Origin of the sequence: Cupriavidus pinatubonensis, assembly GCF_019602855.1 — a bacterium.
Classification (GTDB): domain Bacteria; phylum Pseudomonadota; class Gammaproteobacteria; order Burkholderiales; family Burkholderiaceae; genus Cupriavidus; species Cupriavidus pinatubonensis.
This window is the reverse complement of sequence record NZ_CP080767.1, coordinates 1,120,642-1,139,325: the sequence shown is the minus strand read 5'-3', so window position 1 is coordinate 1,139,325 and position 18,684 is coordinate 1,120,642. Positions and strand designations below refer to the sequence as shown.

The 18,684-nt window shown below is 66.2% G+C and carries 19 protein-coding genes; 9 read left to right on the top strand and 10 right to left on the bottom strand.

What is annotated here, in order from left to right; all coding sequences use genetic code 11:
- Nucleotides 1-30: 30 nt before the first annotated feature.
- Nucleotides 31-663 carry a TetR/AcrR family transcriptional regulator gene (locus K2O51_RS17740; RefSeq protein ID WP_011297231.1) on the bottom strand — a complete coding sequence of 211 codons (633 nt, stop codon included), beginning with the start codon at nucleotides 661-663 and terminating at the stop codon, nucleotides 31-33.
- A 191-nt stretch (nucleotides 664-854) separates the two neighbouring features.
- Here K2O51_RS17740 and rsxB point away from each other — a divergent pair, with 191 nt between their 5' ends.
- Both rsxB and nth read left to right on the top strand, forming a co-directional pair.
- Nucleotides 855-1,616, top strand: coding sequence for an electron transport complex subunit RsxB (gene rsxB, locus K2O51_RS17735; protein WP_425332998.1), 762 nt, complete (start codon nucleotides 855-857; stop codon nucleotides 1,614-1,616).
- On the top strand, nucleotides 1,613-2,257 hold the full coding sequence (gene nth / locus K2O51_RS17730) for an endonuclease III (RefSeq protein WP_011297229.1): 645 nt from the start codon (nucleotides 1,613-1,615) through the stop codon (nucleotides 2,255-2,257). The genes rsxB and nth overlap by 4 nt, the downstream gene beginning before the upstream one ends.
- A gap of 62 nt (nucleotides 2,258-2,319) precedes the next feature.
- Here the strand turns inward: nth and K2O51_RS17725 are convergent, their stop codons facing one another.
- Nucleotides 2,320-2,907, bottom strand: coding sequence for a malonic semialdehyde reductase (locus K2O51_RS17725; protein ID WP_011297228.1), 588 nt, complete (start codon nucleotides 2,905-2,907; stop codon nucleotides 2,320-2,322).
- Between the two features lie 89 nt (nucleotides 2,908-2,996).
- A complete protein-coding gene (locus K2O51_RS17720) occupies nucleotides 2,997-3,923 on the bottom strand; it encodes a DMT family transporter (RefSeq protein WP_220631451.1) in 927 nt (308 codons plus the stop codon).
- A 102-nt stretch (nucleotides 3,924-4,025) separates the two neighbouring features.
- On the opposite strand from K2O51_RS17720, the gene K2O51_RS17715 reads away from it, so the two are divergent.
- Entirely contained in the window at nucleotides 4,026-4,457 is a 432-nt protein-coding gene (locus K2O51_RS17715) for a DUF1841 family protein (protein ID WP_041679865.1), read from the top strand.
- A 126-nt stretch (nucleotides 4,458-4,583) separates the two neighbouring features.
- Nucleotides 4,584-5,837 carry a phospholipase A gene (locus tag K2O51_RS17710; protein ID WP_011297225.1) on the top strand — a complete coding sequence of 418 codons (1,254 nt, stop codon included), beginning with the start codon at nucleotides 4,584-4,586 and terminating at the stop codon, nucleotides 5,835-5,837.
- A 4-nt stretch (nucleotides 5,838-5,841) separates the two neighbouring features.
- On the opposite strand, the gene K2O51_RS17705 is transcribed toward K2O51_RS17710, so the two are convergent.
- Both K2O51_RS17705 and grpE read right to left on the bottom strand, forming a co-directional pair.
- Nucleotides 5,842-6,267, bottom strand: a complete 426-nt coding sequence (locus tag K2O51_RS17705) for a thioredoxin family protein (protein ID WP_011297224.1) — start codon at nucleotides 6,265-6,267, stop codon at nucleotides 5,842-5,844.
- Between the two features lie 101 nt (nucleotides 6,268-6,368).
- Nucleotides 6,369-6,923: a nucleotide exchange factor GrpE gene (gene grpE / locus K2O51_RS17700; protein WP_011297223.1), complete on the bottom strand. Its 555-nt coding sequence runs from the start codon at nucleotides 6,921-6,923 to the stop codon at nucleotides 6,369-6,371.
- A 271-nt stretch (nucleotides 6,924-7,194) separates the two neighbouring features.
- Between grpE and K2O51_RS17695 the strand changes: the two genes are divergently transcribed.
- Nucleotides 7,195-7,353 carry a hypothetical protein gene (locus tag K2O51_RS17695; protein ID WP_011297222.1) on the top strand — a complete coding sequence of 53 codons (159 nt, stop codon included), beginning with the start codon at nucleotides 7,195-7,197 and terminating at the stop codon, nucleotides 7,351-7,353.
- A gap of 71 nt (nucleotides 7,354-7,424) precedes the next feature.
- Here the strand turns inward: K2O51_RS17695 and K2O51_RS17690 are convergent, their stop codons facing one another.
- The 3 genes from K2O51_RS17690 to hrcA all read right to left on the bottom strand — a co-directional run bounded on the left by K2O51_RS17690 (nucleotide 7,425) and on the right by hrcA (nucleotide 10,052).
- A complete protein-coding gene (locus K2O51_RS17690; RefSeq protein ID WP_011297221.1) occupies nucleotides 7,425-7,820 on the bottom strand; it encodes an RNA-binding S4 domain-containing protein in 396 nt (131 codons plus the stop codon).
- On the bottom strand, nucleotides 7,817-8,932 hold the full coding sequence (gene hemH, locus K2O51_RS17685; protein WP_011297220.1) for a ferrochelatase: 1,116 nt from the start codon (nucleotides 8,930-8,932) through the stop codon (nucleotides 7,817-7,819). Before hemH ends, K2O51_RS17690 begins: the two co-directional genes overlap by 4 nt.
- Nucleotides 8,933-9,014: 82 nt before the next feature.
- The gene (hrcA, locus tag K2O51_RS17680; protein WP_011297219.1) at nucleotides 9,015-10,052 is read right to left on the bottom strand and encodes a heat-inducible transcriptional repressor HrcA; all 1,038 of its coding nucleotides are present in this window, start codon (nucleotides 10,050-10,052) and stop codon (nucleotides 9,015-9,017) included.
- Between the two features lie 112 nt (nucleotides 10,053-10,164).
- Here hrcA and K2O51_RS17675 point away from each other — a divergent pair, with 112 nt between their 5' ends.
- The 4 genes from K2O51_RS17675 (at nucleotide 10,165) to mprA (ending at nucleotide 15,168) form a co-directional block, all read left to right on the top strand.
- Complete coding sequence (locus K2O51_RS17675; RefSeq protein ID WP_041679527.1) at nucleotides 10,165-11,082, top strand: NAD kinase; 918 nt, start codon at nucleotides 10,165-10,167, stop codon at nucleotides 11,080-11,082.
- A 53-nt stretch (nucleotides 11,083-11,135) separates the two neighbouring features.
- Nucleotides 11,136-12,866 (top strand): DNA repair protein RecN, encoded by a 1,731-nt coding sequence (recN, locus tag K2O51_RS17670; protein WP_011297217.1) that lies wholly within the window; start codon nucleotides 11,136-11,138, stop codon nucleotides 12,864-12,866.
- A 63-nt stretch (nucleotides 12,867-12,929) separates the two neighbouring features.
- Nucleotides 12,930-13,364, top strand: a complete 435-nt coding sequence (locus tag K2O51_RS17665; protein ID WP_181184359.1) for a hypothetical protein — start codon at nucleotides 12,930-12,932, stop codon at nucleotides 13,362-13,364.
- A gap of 142 nt (nucleotides 13,365-13,506) precedes the next feature.
- On the top strand, nucleotides 13,507-15,168 hold the full coding sequence (gene mprA, locus K2O51_RS17660) for an MprA protease, GlyGly-CTERM protein-sorting domain-containing form (protein WP_220631450.1): 1,662 nt from the start codon (nucleotides 13,507-13,509) through the stop codon (nucleotides 15,166-15,168).
- Nucleotides 15,169-15,180: 12 nt separating this feature from the next.
- Here mprA and rrtA read toward each other — a convergent pair whose 3' ends face one another.
- Both rrtA and glnE read right to left on the bottom strand, forming a co-directional pair.
- Entirely contained in the window at nucleotides 15,181-15,759 is a 579-nt protein-coding gene (gene rrtA / locus K2O51_RS17655) for a rhombosortase (RefSeq protein WP_011297214.1), read from the bottom strand.
- Between the two features lie 31 nt (nucleotides 15,760-15,790).
- Nucleotides 15,791-18,643, bottom strand: a complete 2,853-nt coding sequence (gene glnE, locus K2O51_RS17650) for a bifunctional [glutamate--ammonia ligase]-adenylyl-L-tyrosine phosphorylase/[glutamate--ammonia-ligase] adenylyltransferase (protein WP_483413830.1) — start codon at nucleotides 18,641-18,643, stop codon at nucleotides 15,791-15,793.
- Nucleotides 18,644-18,684: the final 41 nt, after the last annotated feature.

Genomic DNA, 18,684 nt, shown 5'->3' with positions numbered 1-18,684 from the left:
TTTTTCTGCGCCGTGGATGCAACGCGCCGGTCAGCGCCGCAGGTAGCTCAGGAGCATGTCGGTGTGCAGTTCGGCGAAGCGTTCGTGCTCGTCCTGCGAAGCCACGTCCCTGCCAATCACTGCACTGATCGTGTAGCGGTTGGACAGCACGTAATAGCCCAGCGCCGAAATGGTCAGGTAGAACTGCGGAACGTCGATGTTGTCTCGGAACAGCCCGTGCTGCTGGCCGCGACGGATGATGTCCGCCAGCACGTTGACGATCGGATTGACGAGCTGGTGCAAGTGCGCCGATTTCTTCAGGTGGCGCGCCTCGTGCAGATTCTCGCTGTTGACGAGCCGAATGAACTCCGGGTGCTGGTAATACCAGTCCCAGACGAAGCGGGCCAGCGTGCGGACCGCGGCGACGGGGTCTTCGTCGGTGATATGGAGCCGTTCCTCATCGGCGCGGAACTCGGCGTACTGCTTCTCAAGCACGGCCAGGAACAGCCCTTCCTTGCTGCCGTAGTAGTAGTACAGCATGCGCTCGTTGGTCTCGGCACGGCGCGCAATCTGGTCGACTCGGGCGCCGGCCAGGCCGCCCTTGGCAAATTCCTCCGTGGCCGCCGCCAGGATGCGGCGGCGCGTGCCCTCTGGGTCCCGCTTGGTTCTGGTCTCGTTTGACATGGGATAAGGGTCGATGTTTGCGCGGATTATGGCACACCCGCGCACGCTTCTGGCCCGCTGGCCGTCGCGCATGATGGCCGGTTCTGTCCGATCGTGAAATCGGGGATAATCCGTGCGGCGCATGGCCCGCAGAGGCCGGCCCGCGATGTTGCCGGCAGCCTGCCGCCATCACGAATACTCCTGTTCCCGCTATTCCTGCTGTTGTCGTGAGTCCCACCCAAACCCTCGCAGACCGCCTGGAGGCGCTGCTGCCGCAAACCCAGTGCACCAAGTGCGGCTTCAACGGCTGCCGTCCGTACGCCGAAGCCATGGCCGGCGGCGAAGCCGCGTCCAACCGCTGCCCGCCCGGCGGCGCGGAGGGAATCCGTCGCCTGTCCGCGGTGCTGGGCACCGGAGCGCTGCCGCTCGACCCCGAACGCGGCGTCGAGCAGCCGCGCGCCGTTGCGCGCATCGACGAAAGCCTGTGCATCGGCTGCACGCTGTGCATCCAGGCCTGCCCGGTTGATGCCATCGCCGGCGCAGCCAAGCAGATGCACACGATCATTCCAGAGCTGTGCACCGGCTGCGACCTCTGCGTGCCGCCCTGCCCCGTCGACTGCATCGACATGGTGCCCGTCACCGGCGAGCGCACGGGCTGGGACGCCTGGACGCAGGAACAGGCCGACGCCGCGCACGCCCGCTATGTCGCGCGCAAACAGCGGCTCGTGCGCGAGCGCGAGGAGAACGATGCCCGCCTAGCAGCCAAGGCCGCCGCCAAGCTGGAAGCGCTGCAGGCGGAAGCCGCCCAATCCGAAACCGAGCGCGCCGCGCAGGAACGCAAGCGCGCCATCATTCAGGCCGCCATCGAACGCGCGCGGCAGAAGCAACAGGCCGCGCGCAGCAGCACCGCCACGCCAGACAACGGCAGTGCGGGCGACGACAACAACGACAAACCGACGCCACCAGAACGATGAATGTAGCCAAGGTTCATGCGCTGTTCGAGACCCTGCGCGAGGTCAATCCCGCGCCGGCCACCGAACTGGAATACAGCTCGCCGTTTGAACTGCTGATCGCCGTACTGCTGTCGGCGCAGGCGACCGATGTCGGCGTCAACAAGGCGACGCGCCGGTTGTTTCCGATCGCTCACACACCGCAGCAGATGCTGGATCTCGGCGAGGAAGGGCTGAGCGAGTACATCAAGACCATCGGGCTCTACAAGACCAAGGCAAAGCATGTGATGCAGACCTGCCGCATCCTGGTCGAGCAGCACGGCGGCAAGGTGCCGCCGGACCGCGCCGCGCTGGAGGCGCTGCCCGGCGTGGGCCGCAAGACTGCCAACGTGGTACTCAATACCGCCTTTGGTGAGCCGACCATCGCCGTCGACACGCACATCTTCCGCGTGGCCAACCGCACCGGGCTCGCGCCCGGCAAGAACGTGCAGATCGTCGAGGACAAGCTGCTCAAGGTGGTCCCAAGAGAGTTCCTGCACGATGCCCACCACTGGCTGATCCTGCATGGCCGCTACGTCTGCAAGGCGCGCAAGCCGGAGTGCTGGCATTGCGTGATCGAGCCGCTGTGCGAGTACCGCGACAAGACCGAAGCGCCGCAAGGCTGATTGCACCCACGAACGAAAAAGACCCGCGTTGGCGGGTCTTTTTTCATGAGCGACGTGCCAGATCAGACGATCCGGCAAGCCTCGTCGAACGACAGGCGCGGCAGGCGCGGATGCAGCTTGTCGCCTTCGCCATAGCCGAGGTTGCACAGGAAGTTGACTTCCCACTTGCCGTCCGGGAAGAACGCGGCATTGACCTTGTCGGCGTCGAAGCCGCCCATCGGGCCGCAGTCCAGGCCCATGGCACGTGCGGCCAGGATGAAGTAGCCGCCTTGCAGCGAGCTGTTCATCAGCGCATCGCGCGCGATCTTGGCATCGTTGCCGGCATACCACGAGCGTGCATCGGCATGCGGGAACAGCTTGGGCAACTGGTCGTGGAAAGCCTTGTCGAACGCGATGATCGCCGTGACGGGCGCCGAGCGCGTCTTTTCGGTGTTGCCAGCCGACACGCACTCGACCAGGCGGGCCTTCTCGGCGGCGCTCTTGACGAAGACGATACGTACCGGGCAGCTGTTGGCAGCGGTCGGGCCGAACTTCATGGCTTCATAGACCTGGTTCAGCACGGCATCGTCCACGTGACGATCTTGCCACACGTTGTGCGTGCGGGCTTCGGTGAACAACTGGGCCAGGGCTGCCTGATCGATCTGGGTCATGCGCTCGTTCCTGTACATGGGTGTGAAAGGGAACGCGAATTGTACCGAAGCGCGAGGAGCCTCGCGTGCAGGCGCTTTGATCGGGAAATTCAATTCTGTTGGACTTCCGCCGATCCGCTCGCACGGCGGGTCAGCCACAGCACGCCAGCCAGAATCAGCCCACCGCCGACCGCCTGCGCCCCGCTGATGTGCTCGCCCAGCAGCACGGCGGCCAGGGCGACAGTGACGACCGGTTCCAGCGTCGACAGCATCGACGCCTGCGCAGCGCCCAGGCGCTGCAAGCCGGCAAAGAAGGTCAGGATAGCCAGCACCGTGGACAGCAGCGCAATGCCGAGCATCGCGAGCCAGCCGCCGGCGGTGACCGGAAACTGCGGCGGCACGCCTGCGCCGATCCGCAGCACGCTGACCGTGCCATAGACTAACGCCGCGGCCGTGCAGATCACCGTAGTGGTGGCAATCGCATTGACGCCCGCCGTGACGCGCGCGCCAATGATGATATAGACGGAGTAAATCACGGCAGCCGCCAGACCCAGCGCAATCCCGAGCGGGCTGCCCTCCCCGCCGCCCACGGTAAGCCCCGCGCCCACCGAACAAAGTACAAGCGCGATGACAGCGGCCGTGGTCAAGCGCTCCTTGAGGAAAATCGCCGCCAGGATCGTGACGAACAGCGGGTACAGGTACAGCAGCAAGGCCACCAGGCTGGCTTGCGCGTGATTGAGCGCGCTGAAGAAGCAGAACGACTGGCCGACGTAGCCGATGCCGCCCATGGCTGCCAGCGCCAAAACGCGCCCCCACGATGGCAGGCGGATGCCGCGCACCCGCATGACGAAAGCGAGTGCCACCGCAGCCAGCGCGAAACGCACGGTCAGCAGGCCATAGACATCGGCGCCGGCCTCGTAGGCAAAACGCGCAAAGATGGCCATGGCGCCGAAGGCGCTCGCCGACAGGGCAATCAGCAACACGCCAAAGAACTTTTCCCGGGCGCGCTCGGAGACAGCGGTCGTGGTAGCGGTCATGGAATTGGGTGAACAGCACGGCAAATTGGCCAACCCCGCATTCTAATGGCGCTGGCGCCAGCGTCAGCGCGTGCGGAGGCGCTCGTTTACAATGGCGCCATCATGTTCAATCCGTCCCGAGAAGAAGTCCGCCGATTTTTCTGCGATGCCTGGCAGAAGCAACTCACCGGCGGCGTCCTGACCCCGCTGGAAGCCATTGCCGTCGACTGGATCCGCGAGCACCCTGAGTACCACGCGCTGCTCACCGATACTGAAGGCGCTCTGGCACAGGACTACACCCCCGAGCAGGGCCAGACCAATCCCTTTCTGCATTTGTCCATGCACCTGTCGATCTCGGAACAGGTGTCGATCGACCAGCCCCCGGGCATCCGCCAGGCTTATGAAGCCCTGACACAGCGGCTCGATTCGCCACACGAAGCCCAGCACCAGATCATGGAGTGCCTGGGAGAGATGTTGTGGCAGGCACAGCGTTCGGGGCTGCCGCCCGACGGCGCGCAATACGTCGACGCCGTACGGCGCCGCGCATCGCGCTAACCTCGTACGGCCAGACGGGCCCGCAGCCTGCGTACAATTCGTCACAAACGCTCTCGAGTGACGTGGTAGGCTTACGCGCATTGCCATCCGCCTGCGCCCGTCCAGCCGGACAAGGCGCCTACCGACATGCTCCAGACTTCAACGACCTGGGGACGGCTTTGCCTGCTGTTCGCTTGCACCTGGCCCCTCTCAGGCCACGCAGCGGTCTCGATGCTCCAGCCTCCCCGCGTCATCGACGGCACCCGGCCACTCTCGCTCACCCTGCTGATCAGCGCGGAAACCGGCACCCGGCGGTACGCGGTACCTGACACGCTTGAAGTCACGGTCTCGGGCGATTTGCAGGCGCCCGTGAAGCTTGTGCTGCGGCGCACGGAGCCAGGCCCCGCCATTCTTTCCTTGCGCAAGGGCGAAAACCGGACGATCCGCTATGCGGCGGAGCTGCCGCCCGGGCTGCGCGGCACGGTGCGCCTGGATGCCACCGGCATCGACGCTGCACCGGTGCTCGTCACGCTGAACCAACAGGCGGCGCCTGACCAGCCTGCCGCTGCGCCATTGGCCACCGCCCCATCCGCGCCGGCCCGTCAGATCCAGTCCGCCGAAACACCAGCACCAATAGTCACCGTCGCCTCGGCCACCCAGCCGGCACCCGCGCCCGTCGACCTGCGCGACAGCGCGCGCCTGTCGTTCAACGATCCGATGTACTTCATCGTCGGCGCGCACGACGGCGGCAACGCGAAGTTCCAGCTCAGCTTCAAGTACCGGATCTTCGAAGGCACGGATCCGGCGTCGCGACGCTTGATCGACAATCTCTACTTCGGGTACACGCAGTTCTCGCTGTGGGACTTGTCGCAGGAGTCCAAACCGTTCCGCGACACCAACTACCGACCGAGTTTCTATTACTACCTGTCGGACACCGGCGTGCATAACCGCGCCATCAGCCGCCTGTCGCTAGGCACCGGATTCGAGCACGAGTCCAACGGGCGCGACGGCGACCAATCACGCAGCATCAACACGGTCTTTCTCAAGCCGGCCTTCTATTTCGGCGACCAGAACGACTGGCACTGGCGCGTCGCGCCCAAGCTCTACGCCTACCTGGAAAAGAACGACAACCCCGACATCGCGCACTACCGCGGCTACATGGATCTGGAGCTGGCTTATGGCAAAGCGGATTCGTGGGAATTCGCCGCGACCGTGCGCAAAGGCACGCGCAAGTGGTACGGCAGCGTCGACGCGCGCGTCACCTATCCGCTCGCTCGGCTGATCCCGGGCACGGCCGGGTATCTGATGGCGGGATATTTCGTCGGCTACGGGGAAAGCCTGCTCGACTACAACCAGAAGGTTCCGTGGCAGTTCCGGCTCGGCTATGCGCTGTCCCGCTAACTGGCTAACCGGCCAGCGGCTTGCCTTCCGACTTCAGACGCGCATTGGCCACGGCCGCCGCAAACTGGCCATGGCCATGCCAGCCGGTAGCCCGGCCAAGCTTCTTGCCATTCCGGAAAAACATGAAGACCGGGATGCCATGCAGCCCGAAGCGCCGGCCAAGGTCGGGATGCGCGTAGACATTGGCATGGAGCCAGTGCAGGTCCAGCGCGCGGATCGGCTCCGGATTAGCCAGCATGGCCTTCTTCGCCATCTCGCAGTTGAAACAGTCCACGCCCCAGAAAAATACGCATACCAGCTTGTCCCCGGCCGCGGCCACGGCGGCGTCGATCGACGTGCTGTCCACCGACTGCATGCCGAGTGCGTCGAACGCGCGGTGGTCAGGGTGCGCGTCGGAGGACGCGGAGGTTCCGGCTGCTGCATCGCTCATGTCATACCTCGCGGAATGGCAAGACGCCCCAGGGCCAGGATGGCGCTGGGGCGTCGTTGGGCAGAGCCTGCGGGCGCATCAGCCGCGCCCGCCGCTACCGCTTACTTAGGGGCCGATACTGTCACCAGCGCCGGACGCAGCACGCGATCCGCAATCGTGTAGCCGCGCTGCAGCACGGTCACGACCGTGTTCGACTCCTGCTCGGACGGGACCATCGAGATGGCCTGGTGGCGATGCGGGTCGAACTTTTCGCCGACCGGGTTCAGTTCGACGATCTTGCCGCGCTCGAAGGCTGCCGACAGCTGGCGCGCGGTCAACTCGACACCTTCACGCAGCTTGGCGATATCGCCCGAGCCGTCGGCGAGCGCGGCTTGCAGGCTGTCCATCACGGGCAGCAGATTGTCGGCAAAATTCTCGATGGCGAACTTGTGCGCCTTGGACACGTCTTCCTGTGCCCGGCGGCGGATGTTTTCACCCTCCGCGACGGCACGCACGTACATGTCGTAGTGCTCGCGCGCCTTAGCTTCCAGCGCGGCAAGCTGCGCCGCCACGTCATCCGCGCCGGCAGTCTCGGGCGCGGCCGTTGCGGCGTTGACGGCCGCTTCGGCGGCCGTGTCAGGCGTCGGGGTGGATGGCGTCTGCTTCTGTTCTTCCATGTCGATCCGTATCAATACATTGTCGCGACCGGCCAATGCGGGCCGCGGTGGGTAAATCGGCGGTGTCACGAGGATGTTGTACCAAACCGTGAGTTTTCAAGAGTGGTTGCAAAGAGACCCCGAAACACACCGTTACAAACGCCCCCCTTATGCAATCGACCGCTTATTGCTTTGGTGCACTGCACTCACTAAGATTCTTATTAAGAAAAATGACAAAAATACCGGGGGGCCGGAGTTGATTCACATTTGTGCCTCTTCCGAAAGGTGGGCCATGCACAAGCTGCCTGTCGTGACGCTCTGCCTGCTTGCCGCACTGTCGGTAATGACGGTCTTTATCTGCCTGTCCGGCGCGCTGACGCCGCGCGATACCGAGTATGGCAGCGGCAAGGCTGTGTTCAAACATTACATCGTCCAATACGTCAACCCTTAAAGCCATCGCGGTTGACGTCGATTCTGCCCGCGCGGCCGACCGGTTTCTGCTGGTTAGGCCGCGTTGTTGTATCAGTTTCTAAAATCATCGATGCGCCGGCGGTCCCGCTTGGTCGGGCGGCCCTGTAACTGGGACGACGGTTCAGGCTGGTAGCGCCGCTGCTCCGTCTCGGCCTGGCGGCGCGCCTGGCTGGCTTCCGTCTCGGCATACAGCGTCTGCGCCACCGGCGCCGAACCGCGCGCTGGCGCAATGCCCTTCACCACCAGTTCCCAGCGCTGCTGGTGGGCTTCCAGCACGATCGTGTCGCCGGGCTTGACCTCGCGCGAATTCTTGCACGGCTGGCCATTGACCGTCACCTTGCCGCGCTCCACGGCCTCGGCCGCCAACGAGCGCGTCTTGAAGAAGCGCGCGCACCATAACCATTTGTCGATACGCAGGCGGGCATCGGGTTCGAAACTGACATTCATGCTGCGGCTCCACGGGTCTGCGCGCGACTGCGGCGCGCTTCGAGTTCATGCGCATGCGGCATGTTCAGCGGCCAGCCCTGCACGTGCTGCAAGGCAATCTCGGCCAGTGCGGAAATCCAGGGCTGCGCGTCGTTCATGCATGGGATGAAATGGAACGTCTTGCCGCCGGCGACCATAAATTCGGTTTGCCCTTCCATGGCGATTTCTTCCAGTGTCTCGATGCAGTCAGCCGGAAAACCCGGGCAAAACACATCGACCCGGCCCGCACCGACCTTGCCGAGTTCGGCCAATGTCGGGGCGGTATAGGGCTGCAACCACTCGGCTTTGCCAAAGCGAGACTGAAACGTCACCTGATACTGCCCCGGCTGCAAGCCCAGGGCGTCGCCAAGCAGCCGGCCGGTCTTCAGGCACTCGCAATGGTAGGGATCGCCTAATTCCAGCGTTCGGCGCGGCACGCCGTGAAACGACAGGATCAGCTTATCGCCGCGCGCGAAATCAGGCGTGCCGTGCTGCGCCCAGTATGCGCCGACCTGCTGGTGGAGCGCCGCGATATAGGCGGGATGGTCATGGAAATGCTTCACGAGCCGGATTTCTGGCTGGTTGCGCCACTGGCCGAGCACGCGAAACACCTCGTCGAATGCGGTGGCCGTGGTGGTACCGGAGTACTGCGGGTACATGGGCAGCACCAGAACCTGTTCCGTGCCCTGGCGGCGCAGTGCTTCCAGCACGGAAGCAATCGACGGATTGCCGTAGCGCATTGCGCATGCAACTGTAAGCTCGTAGCCCTGCTGGTTCAGCAGGCGCTGCAGCGCGTGCGCCTGGCGCTCGCTGTACACGAGCAGCGGCGATCCGGTCATATGCGCCTCGCGCAGCCAGATCGATTCGTACTTGAGTGCCGACGCACGCGCGCGCAGCGGCAGAATCACACCGTACAGCAACGGCAGCCAGGCCAGGCGCGGAATCTCGACCACGCGCGGATCGGACAGGAATTCCTTCAGATAGCGCCCCACCGCCTTCGGGGTCGGCGCATCGGGGGTGCCTAAGTTGACTAGCAAAATGGCCGTGCGCGGCGCCTGGCCGTGCTGGTAGGCCGGTTCGGGAGAAAACGTCATGTCGCTTCCGGTATGGCCGGGCAGCCAAGGCCGCCGGGCTGTGGAAATGGGGACGCAGACTGTGTGACCCGTCGGACGGGTCCTAGTTCTGGCTCAGTGCACTCGAGAGCAGGCGCGCGGTGATGTCGACAATCGGAATCACGCGCTCATAGGCCATGCGGGTCGGGCCGATGACCCCCAGCGTACCGACGATCTGCCCGTCGACCTCATAGGGCGCGGTGATCACGGCCATTTCCTCGATCGGCACGAGCTGGCTTTCGCCGCCGATGAAGATCTGCACGCCCTGAGCATGGCTGGACACGTCCAGAAGCTGGAGCAGGCTGGTCTTGTGCTCGAACACATCGAACAGCCGCCGCAGCTTGTCCATGCTGGAAGCCAGGTCCTCGACCTCGAGCAGCTTGCGTTCGCCGCTGATATAGAGGTGGTCGTCTTCTTCTTCCATGGCGCTGCTGCCTGCCTCGACCGCCGCCTGCATCAACTGCGACATGTCGCGGCGCAGGTCCTGCAGCTCCACGCGCAGGTGGTCGCGCACGGCATCGAAGCTCATGCCCGCATAGTGCGCGTTGAAGAAGTTCGCCGCTTCGATCAGCTGCGCCGGCGTGTACGACAGTTCGGTCTGGATGATCCGGTTCTGCACGTCGCCTTCCGGGCTGACGATGATCAGCAGGATGCGCTTGTCCGACAACCGCATGAATTCGACCTGCCGGAACGACTGCGCGCGCCGCGGGGTCATGACTACGCCGGCGAAGTGCGAGAGGTTCGACAGCGTGCGCGCCGCCGCCGTGATCATGCGCTGCGGCCCGAGTTGCTGGCCGCCGAGCTGGCCCTGGATCTGGCCGGCCAGTTCGGTCATTTCCAGGCCGCCGCGCTCGATCGGCTTGACCGTCAGCATGGTGTCGACGAACAGGCGATACCCGCGCGGCGTGGGGATCCGCCCCGCCGACGTATGCGGACTGGAGATGAAGCCCATCTCCTCCAGATCGGACATCACATTGCGGATGGTGGCCGGCGACAGGTCCAGTCCGGAGTACTTGGACAAGGTCCGGGAACCGACCGGCTGGCCTTCGGCAATGTAGCGCTCGATCAGGGTCTTGAGCAGCGTTTTGGAACGTTCATCCATGATGCCCCGATTTTACGCAAGTTTTACAGCTTCGGGCGCCCGCGCGGCCGGTGCCCGGTGGCGCGCCCGGCCCATGCTGACAACGGTCACAGCGGTATGGTCTAATCCCGGCATGTCTGCCCCCCAGAAAACCAGCGCCTTGCGCACCCCATTCAAGACCGTGGCCCTCGTGGGCCGGTACTCGACTGCCGGCATCGAAGGCCCGCTGGAGGAGCTTGCGTCCTACATCCTCCGGAATGGCCAGGATGTTGTCTTCGAGCGTGAGACCTCACTGGCCACCGGCCTGACGGGCTACCCGGCCCTGACCGCCGAGGAGATCGGCCGGGAAGCGGACGTGGCCGTGGTGCTCGGTGGCGACGGCACACTGCTCGGCATCGCCCGACAGCTTGCCGGCCACAATGTGCCGCTGATCGGCGTCAACCATGGCCGGCTCGGTTTCATGACCGACATCCCGCTCGAAGACGTGCAATCCGTGCTGCCTGACATGCTGGGGGGGCGCTACGAGGCCGAGACCCGGCTGCTGCTGGAATCGAGCGTGGTGCGCGACGACAGCCCGATTTTCTCGGCGCTGGCGCTCAACGACGTGGTCGTCAACCGCTCGGGCATTTCCGGCATGGTCGAACTGGCGGTGTCGGTCGATGGCTATTTCATGTACAACCAGCGTTCGGACGGCTTGATCGTGTCCACCGCGACCGGCTCGACGGCGTATGCGCTGTCGGCCGGCGGCCCGATCCTGCATCCGACGCTGTCTGGCCTGGTGCTCGTGCCGATCGCCCCGCATTCGCTGTCCAACCGGCCGATCGTGCTGCCGCAGGAGGCGGAGGTTACGATCGAGGTTGCGACCGCGCGCGATGCCAGCGTCAACTTCGACATGCAGTCGCTGACCTCGCTCTTGCCGGGCGACCGCATCGTCGTGCGCCGTTCGAAGAAGACCATCCAGCTGCTGCACCCGGTGGGCTACAACTACTACGCTACGCTGCGCAAGAAGCTGCACTGGCACGAATATCCGACCGAGGACAACCGGCTCTGAGCCTGAGGCCCGGCGCCTTCCGTCCGCACTGACCGAAACCCTTCACCGCCACGATGCTGCGCAGCCTGTCCATCCGTGATTTCGTCATCGTCGATACGCTCGACCTCGATTTCCAGTCCGGCTTCACCGTCTTCACCGGAGAAACCGGGGCCGGCAAGTCGATCCTGATCGATGCGCTGGCACTCGTGCTCGGCGAACGCGCCGATGCCGGTGTGGTTCGCGAAGGTTCAGCACGCGCGAGCATCAGCGCCACCTTTTCGACCCATGCGGCACTCGACGCGTGGCTCGAGGAACGCGAACTCGGCGGCGACGAGGATGGCGACGTGCGCACGGTGCTGCTGCGACGCACGGTGGACGGCAGCGGCCGCAGCAAGGCCTTCATCAATGGCGCGGCCGCGACGCTTGCCCAGCTGCGCGAAGTTGGCGACCAGCTTGTCGATATCCACGGCCAGCACGCGCACCAGCAACTGCTGCGCCCCGACGCGCAGCGGCTGCTGTTCGACGCGCATGCCGGGCTGACCCAGCAGGCTGGCGCCGTGGCGGAATCCTGGCGTGCATGGCGCGCCTGTGTGCGCCAGCGCGAGGCCGTGGAGCACCAGTCGCGCGAAATGCAGCTCGAACGCGAACGGCTCGAATGGCAGGTCGGCGAGCTGGAAAAGCTCGCGCCGCAAGCCGGCGAATGGGAAGAAATCCAGGCCGAATACAATCGCCTGTCGCACGCTGCGGGCCTGATCGACGGCAGCCGTGCCGCGCTCGACGCGCTGTCCGAAGCCGACGGCTCGGTGCTGTCGGCACTGAATTCCATCGTCCACCGCGTGCAGCAGCTCGCCGACGTCGACCCGTCGCTGCGCGACGTGCTGGCCGCGCTGGAACCGGCACAGGTGCAGGCCGAGGAAGCCGCGCATTCGCTGATGCGCTATGTCGACCGGCTCGAACTCGATCCCGAACGGCTCGAAGCCGTCAACGAACGCATGCAGGCGCTGCACACCACGGCACGCAAATACCGCCTGCCGCCCGAGCAGCTCGCCGATGAACTGGTAACGCGCCGCCAGCAGCTCGACGACCTCCAGTCGGCGCAGGACATCAACAAGGTGCTCGCACGCGAGGCTGCCGCCAAGGCCGCCTACCTGACGCTGGCCCAGCACCTGAGCCAGGCGCGCAAGGTAGCCGCCGAAGCACTGTCCGCAGCCGTCACCGAGGCCATGCAAGGCCTGTCGATGGCGGGCGGCAGCTTCGTCGCGGCGCTCAATCCGCTCGACGAAGGCCAGAGCTATGGCCTGGAACAGATGGAATTCCTGGTGGCCGGCCATGCCGGCGTCAGTGCCCGGCCGCTGGCACGGGTCGCGTCGGGCGGCGAACTCGCCCGCATCAGCCTGGCCATCTCGGTCATCACCAGCGAAGCCGCGCCTACACCCACGCTGATCTTCGACGAGGTCGACACCGGCATCGGCGGCGCCGTGGCCGAAGTGGTTGGCCGGCGCCTGCAGGAACTCGGTCGAGCACGCCAGGTCCTGTGCGTGACACATCTGCCGCAGGTGGCCGCGCAGGCCGGGCACCACCTGCTGGTCAGCAAGGAGACTACCGGCGATGGGGCCGGCTCTGTCACGCGTTCGCGCATCCGCTCGCTAGACGCCGCGGGCCGCGTGGTGGAAACCGCGCGCATGCTCGGCGGCGCGACGGTGACCCCCACCACTCTCCAGCACGCCGAGGAAATGCTTGCGCAAGGCGCGCGCGCGGCCGGCGGCGGCAAGGAAGGCCGGCGCTCGCGGCGCAGCGCCGGCTGAGCGTCCAGGGGGGCCGGCATCCGTCACCACCGCAAAATCTTCATGCATTCACAGGAGCAACCCATGACCCGCCCACTCCCGACTGCCAGCCGACCGCGCGCCTTCGTGCCGGCGCTGGCCGCCGCGGCGGCCGCCACCCTGGCACTGCTGGCGCTGTCCGGGTGCCAGGCCCAGCCTTCCCAACCGCCGCGTGGCGCCATTACGGCTGACCGCGTGGTGGGCGATATCATGGTCCGCTTCACTGCCCCCGACGTCATCGTCTCCGAGGAAGCGGGCAAGCTGCTCGACACCATCGAAGGGCCGATCCGCTTCGTGGTCAAGCGGCCGCTGTCGGGCGGGGTATGGCTGGTGACGGCGATCAGCGCGTCGCCGGACGCCACCATGGATCAGGCACTCGCCACCCTGCGCGCCGCGCCGCGCGTCGGCACCGCCGAGCCGGACCGGGTGCTGAAGCCCAACCACACCATGCCGGTCAGCCGCGACATGCCCGCAAGCTAGCTGCGTGGGCTACCGGACTTTACGAGCCGGGTTAAGCCTTCGGCACACTTGCGGAATCCAGCTGAATCGTATTCGCTACATAGCATTGTCCCCAGCGTCGGCGCCATGAGGCGAGTCCGCAGGGACACACCGGGAGGTGTTCATGCCGCATCCGTCGCACCCCGTTTCTCGTCCTGGCCGCGCTGCTGCCGCCCGATGGTCGGCAGCCGTGCTCGCATTGCTGTCCTGGACCGCATGCATCCCTGCCGCAGCGGCCGGTGACGGCGTCCGCGCAGCGCCGGTTTATACGGGCAATGTCATCGTTCGCTGGCGTGATGCCAACATCGTGCCCAGCGCGTCCGGTGTGGGCGGTGCTTCCAGCGCAATGGCGGACGCCAAGCAAGCTGCAACGGCCTCCGAAGACCGCCTGGAGCGCCTGCGCAATCAGTCAGGCGTGAACCTTGCCGTGCGACGGAGCATGGCGGGCAATATGCAACTGCTGGGAACCGCGGATGGCAGCCAGACCGATCCGGAAGGGTTGGCCGCCAGGTTGCGGCAGGATCCGCGCGTCGCCGACGCGGTGCCCGACCGCTGGCTGCACCTGCACGACACCCTGCCCAACGACCCTGAATTTGCCTCGGCACAGCCTTACATGATGGGCACGGGCACCGTCACCGGCGGCGCCAATCTGCCGCATGCGTGGGATCGCTCTCGCGGCAGCACGAACATGGTCGTGGCGGTGCTCGACACCGGCACCCTGCCCCATCCAGACCTGGTGGCCAAACTGCTGCCCGGTTACGACTTCATCAGCAGCACGACGATCTCCAACGATGGCGACGGCCGCGACAGCGACGCCACGGATGCCGGAGACAACGTGCCGCAGGGCTTCATGTGCCCTGGCGCGTCTACACCTACGCAGGAAGCCACTCCAAACAGCTGGCACGGCACTCGGGTGGCAGGCGTACTCGGCGCCGTGACCAACAACGCACTGGGCATTGCCGGCGTCGACTGGAACACGCGTATCCTGCCAGTGCGCGTCTCTGGCCGTTGCGGCGCCCTGCTGTCGGATACCGTAGATGGCCTGCGTTGGGCAGCCGGCATCAACGTGCCCAATGTGCCGGACAATCCCAACCCCGCCCGCGTGGTCAACATCAGTCTCGGGGGCGGCACCTGCACCAGCATCGAACAGCAGGCTATCAACGACGTCGTCGCGCGAGGCGTATCCGTTGTCGTGGCGGCCGGTAACAACGCCGGGGCGTTGGAAGCCCCAGCCGACTGCAGCGGCGTGATTGCGGTTACCGCGCATGCCAACGACGGCGAAAACGCGAGCTACGCCAATGTGGGCCCAAAGGTCACCATCAGCGCACCCGGGGGCGGCTGCGGCAATTCCAAGGTCGTGAACGGAACCTGCACAACAACCCTGTCGTTTATCCGCACGCTCTTCAATAACGGCACGACATCGCTGGGCGCGTACACGATCAGCAACTCTCAGGGCACGAGTTTCGCGGCGCCGATGGTCTCCGGCGTGGTGTCGCTGATGCTGGCCGTCAACTCGTCGCTGACGCCGGCACAGGTCACTGCGGCGTTGAAGAGTTCTGCAAGGCCCCATCCGTCCGGCACTTTTTGCACGACTAATCCGGGCGTTTGCGGCGCGGGCCTGCTCGATGCCGATGGGGCGCTGAGTGCGGCGGCCAACGTCAGCGCGGCGCCGCCGGCTGCTTCGCAATCCAGCGGCGGTGGCGGCGGAGGCCTGGTGGCGCCATGGCTGGCAGCAGCACTGGGCGTGATCGGAATGCTCGCTTTCGCGCTGCGCCGGCGCGGCTGATCGCCGCCGTCTTCAATGCGGGGCCCGCGCGTGCCGGCCCCGCCACCAGTCCTGCAGCAGCCAGCAGGCAAGACCGGCCACGGCGCCGGCCGCATGAGCGGCACGAACCACGCCAAACCCCCATGACGGATCGAACACCACCGGCGCGAGCCACGATTGTTCGAGCCACACCTTGACGATCACGCCAAGGCTCAGCAGCACACCGATCGCACGTGGCAAGCCCGGCTCGCGCAGCAGGCTCAGTGCGCCCCAGAGCGCCAGCCCGTGCAGTGCGCCCGACAGCCCCCCATACCAGCCGATCGCCGGTACGCGCAGTAACGCCACCTGCACGGCGATGCCGCAGACCACCAATACCGCCAGCGCCGCGCGCGCGCGCGCCACGCGGCCGGCCAGCAGCAGCAAACCCGCCGCGGCACAGGCATCGGCAAGCCAATGGCGCCAGTCCAGGTGGACCCACATGGCGGTGACGAGTCGCCACCACTCGTTCCCGGTCCGCACGGCATCGCGCAGGTAGAGGCCATGCGCGTGCAGCCATGGCACGAAGCTCATCAGCGCGGACAGTATCCACACCGCGCCGATCGCGGCCAGCATGCCCGGCCATGTCGCGCCGGCCCGGCTCGGATCAGCCAGCACCGAATACGGCCTGCCAGAGGGCCCGTACGTGCGCCGTCTGTTCGGCCACTTGCTCGGCGGGCACGCGCGCGTGGGCCTGCCCGTCGAGCCGCAACTGGTGCTGCAGCGCGCGGAACTGCCGATAGGCGTCGCCAACCTGCACGGCCAGCGGGGCGTCGATCAGCCCCAGCTCACCGGCTTCACGCAGCAGCGCGATATTGCCCGCGTTACGCGTGAGCTGCGGATGCGTCCCGCTGTGCAGCAGCACGAGATACTGCACGGTGAACTCGATATCCACCATGCCGCCGCGGTCATGCTTCAGGTCGAACAGTGGTGTCGGGTTGGGATGCCCCTCAGCCACCTTGCCGCGCATCTGCACGATCTCGTCGCGCAGTGCGGCGGCATCGCGCGGCTGGCGCAGGATCTCGTCACGCAGCGCTTCGAAGCGTGCGCCGATCGAAGTATCGCCCGCGCAAAAGCGTGCACGCGTGAGCGCCTGGTGCTCCCACACCCAGGCGGTGTTGTCGCCTTCGCGAAGCTGGTAGCGGCGGAACGCGTCGAAGCTCGTCACGAGCAGTCCCGCCGCGCCGTTCGGGCGCAGGCGCATGTCCACGTCGAACAGCGAGCCGGCTGCGGTATGGCTCGTCAGCCAGGTGATCAGGCGCCGCGCGTACGCGGCGTAGACGTCCGGCGCGCGCTCGTGCTCGTCTTCATACAGGAAGATGATGTCGAGGTCCGAGGCATAGCCGAGTTCCTTGCCGCCCAGGCGCCCGTAGGCAATCACGGCGAAGCGCGGCTTGTCGCAATGGCGCGTGGCGAGCTGCCGCCAGACGGTTTCCAGCGTGGCCTCCAGCATGGCATCGGCCAGGTCGGACAGCCGGTCCGCAATCTGCTCGACAGTCAGCAGCCCCTGCAGATCCTGCAGCAGGATGCGGAAGGTCTCGGCATGATGCTCGCGGCGCAGGACGTCCATCTGCTGCTCGATCTGGCCGTCCGCGGCCAGCAGCCGCTCGGCCAGCCGGCGCCGGAATGCGGGCCAGTCGGGCGCGCCCGCCAGCGCATCGCTGTCCAGCAGCTCGTCAAGTAGTTGCGGATGGCGCGTCAGGTAGGCGGCCGCCCAGCGCGACGCATGCAGCGTATGCGCGACGCGGTCCATGGCCTGCGGGTATTCCGACAGCAGCGACAGATATGATGCGCGGCGGCTGATCGCCTCCAGGAAATCGATAAAGCGCGTAATGGTGCTGTCCGCGTCCTTCTGCCTGGCCGCAAGATCGAGTGCACGGTTGACCAGCTGGTCAAAACGCACGCGGCTCGATTCGGACAGCGCGCGGTAGCGCAGTGATGTGGCGATCGCGCGCAACCTGTCGAACAGCCCGGTGCAATCGGTAAAGCCTGCTTCCTGCAGGCGCTGGCATGGCGACACCTCCGTATCCGGACCGCTCTGGTCGGGCCCGTCCTGTGTGCTGCGCGCCTGCTGGTCTTCGAGCACGATGCCTGGCCAAAGCGCCTCGCACGGCGAGGCGTCGGGGTCCGAGAACGTGGCCTCGAACTGCTGCGCGACCGGCTCCTGCAGCGCCGCGAGCTTGTCGGTCAGCGCGGCCCAGTCGGCGCAGCCCATCATCTGCGCGACTGCGAGCTGTTCTTCCGGCGTGGTCGGCAGGTGGTGGGTCTGGGCGTCGTCGCGATACTGCAAGCGGTGTTCGAGCTGGCGCAGGAAGCGGTAGGCATCGCAGAGTTGCGCGGCCTGGGCTGCGGGCAGCAGGCCGCGGTCGACGGCGACGGCCAGCACCTCGAGCGTCGGCCGCACGCGCAGCGCGGGGTCCTGCCCGCCTCGGATCAGTTGGAACACCTGCGCCATGAACTCGATCTCGCGGATGCCGCCGCGGCCGAGCTTGATATTGAACGAACGCTGGTTGACGCCATGCCCGGCCAGGCCGCCGCTGCGCTTCGCCGCCTCGCTGCGGATCTGGGCGTGCAGCGAGCGGATTGCCGCGATCACGCCGTAGTCCAGGTAGCGCCGGAACACGAACGGCGTGGTTAGCCGCGCGAGCAGCGCCGCCGTGCGCTCGGCATGCGGGGTGTCGAGCGCCGACACTACCCTGCCCTTGATCCACGCATAGCGCTCCCATTCGCGGCCCTGCACCACGAGGTATTCCTCGAGCATGCCGAAGCTGCAGGCAAGCGGACCCGCGTCGCCGTTGGGCCGCAGGCGCATGTCGACGCGGAACACGTAGCCGTCGCCGGTCACGTCGGCCAGCAGGTTGATCAGGCGCCGGCCGAGCCGGATGAAGTACTCATGGTTGGACAGGCTGCGCGTGCCGCCGCGGGTCTCGCCGTCTTCGTCGTACAGGAAGATCAGGTCGATATCGGACGACACATTGAGTTCGCGGCCGCCCAGCTTGCCCATGCCGACCACAACAAGCTCCTGCACCTCCCCGCTCTGTTCGCCGACCGGCCTGCCGTAAGTCGCGGCCAGGTCGTCGCCGAGCATGGCCAGGCCGTGCTGGATGCAAAGCTCGGCAAGGTCGGTCATCGCACCCGTGACTTCGGCCAGCGTCGCCTGGCCGCGCAGGTCTCGCTCGATCGCCACGCACATGACCTCGGCACGCAGACGCCGCAGGGCGCGCTTGACGGACTCCTCCATGTCGGCCGAAGGCTCCTGCAAGGCCTTCAGGCGCTCGCTCATCCAGGCCCTGGTCAGCGGCTGCGCCGCAGCGGCGGAAACGATGCCCGGCAGCTCCGGCCTGGCCAGGAGGACACGCCTTGCGTAATGCGAGTACGAGGCCGAGTACAATACGTGGCCCTCGAAATCGACCGGTTCCGGCCCTGTGGCAGCGGTAGTGGCGAATGCGCCGCAGGCCATGTCGCATAACGGCTGGCCCGTGGCGCCTGCGCCATATTGAC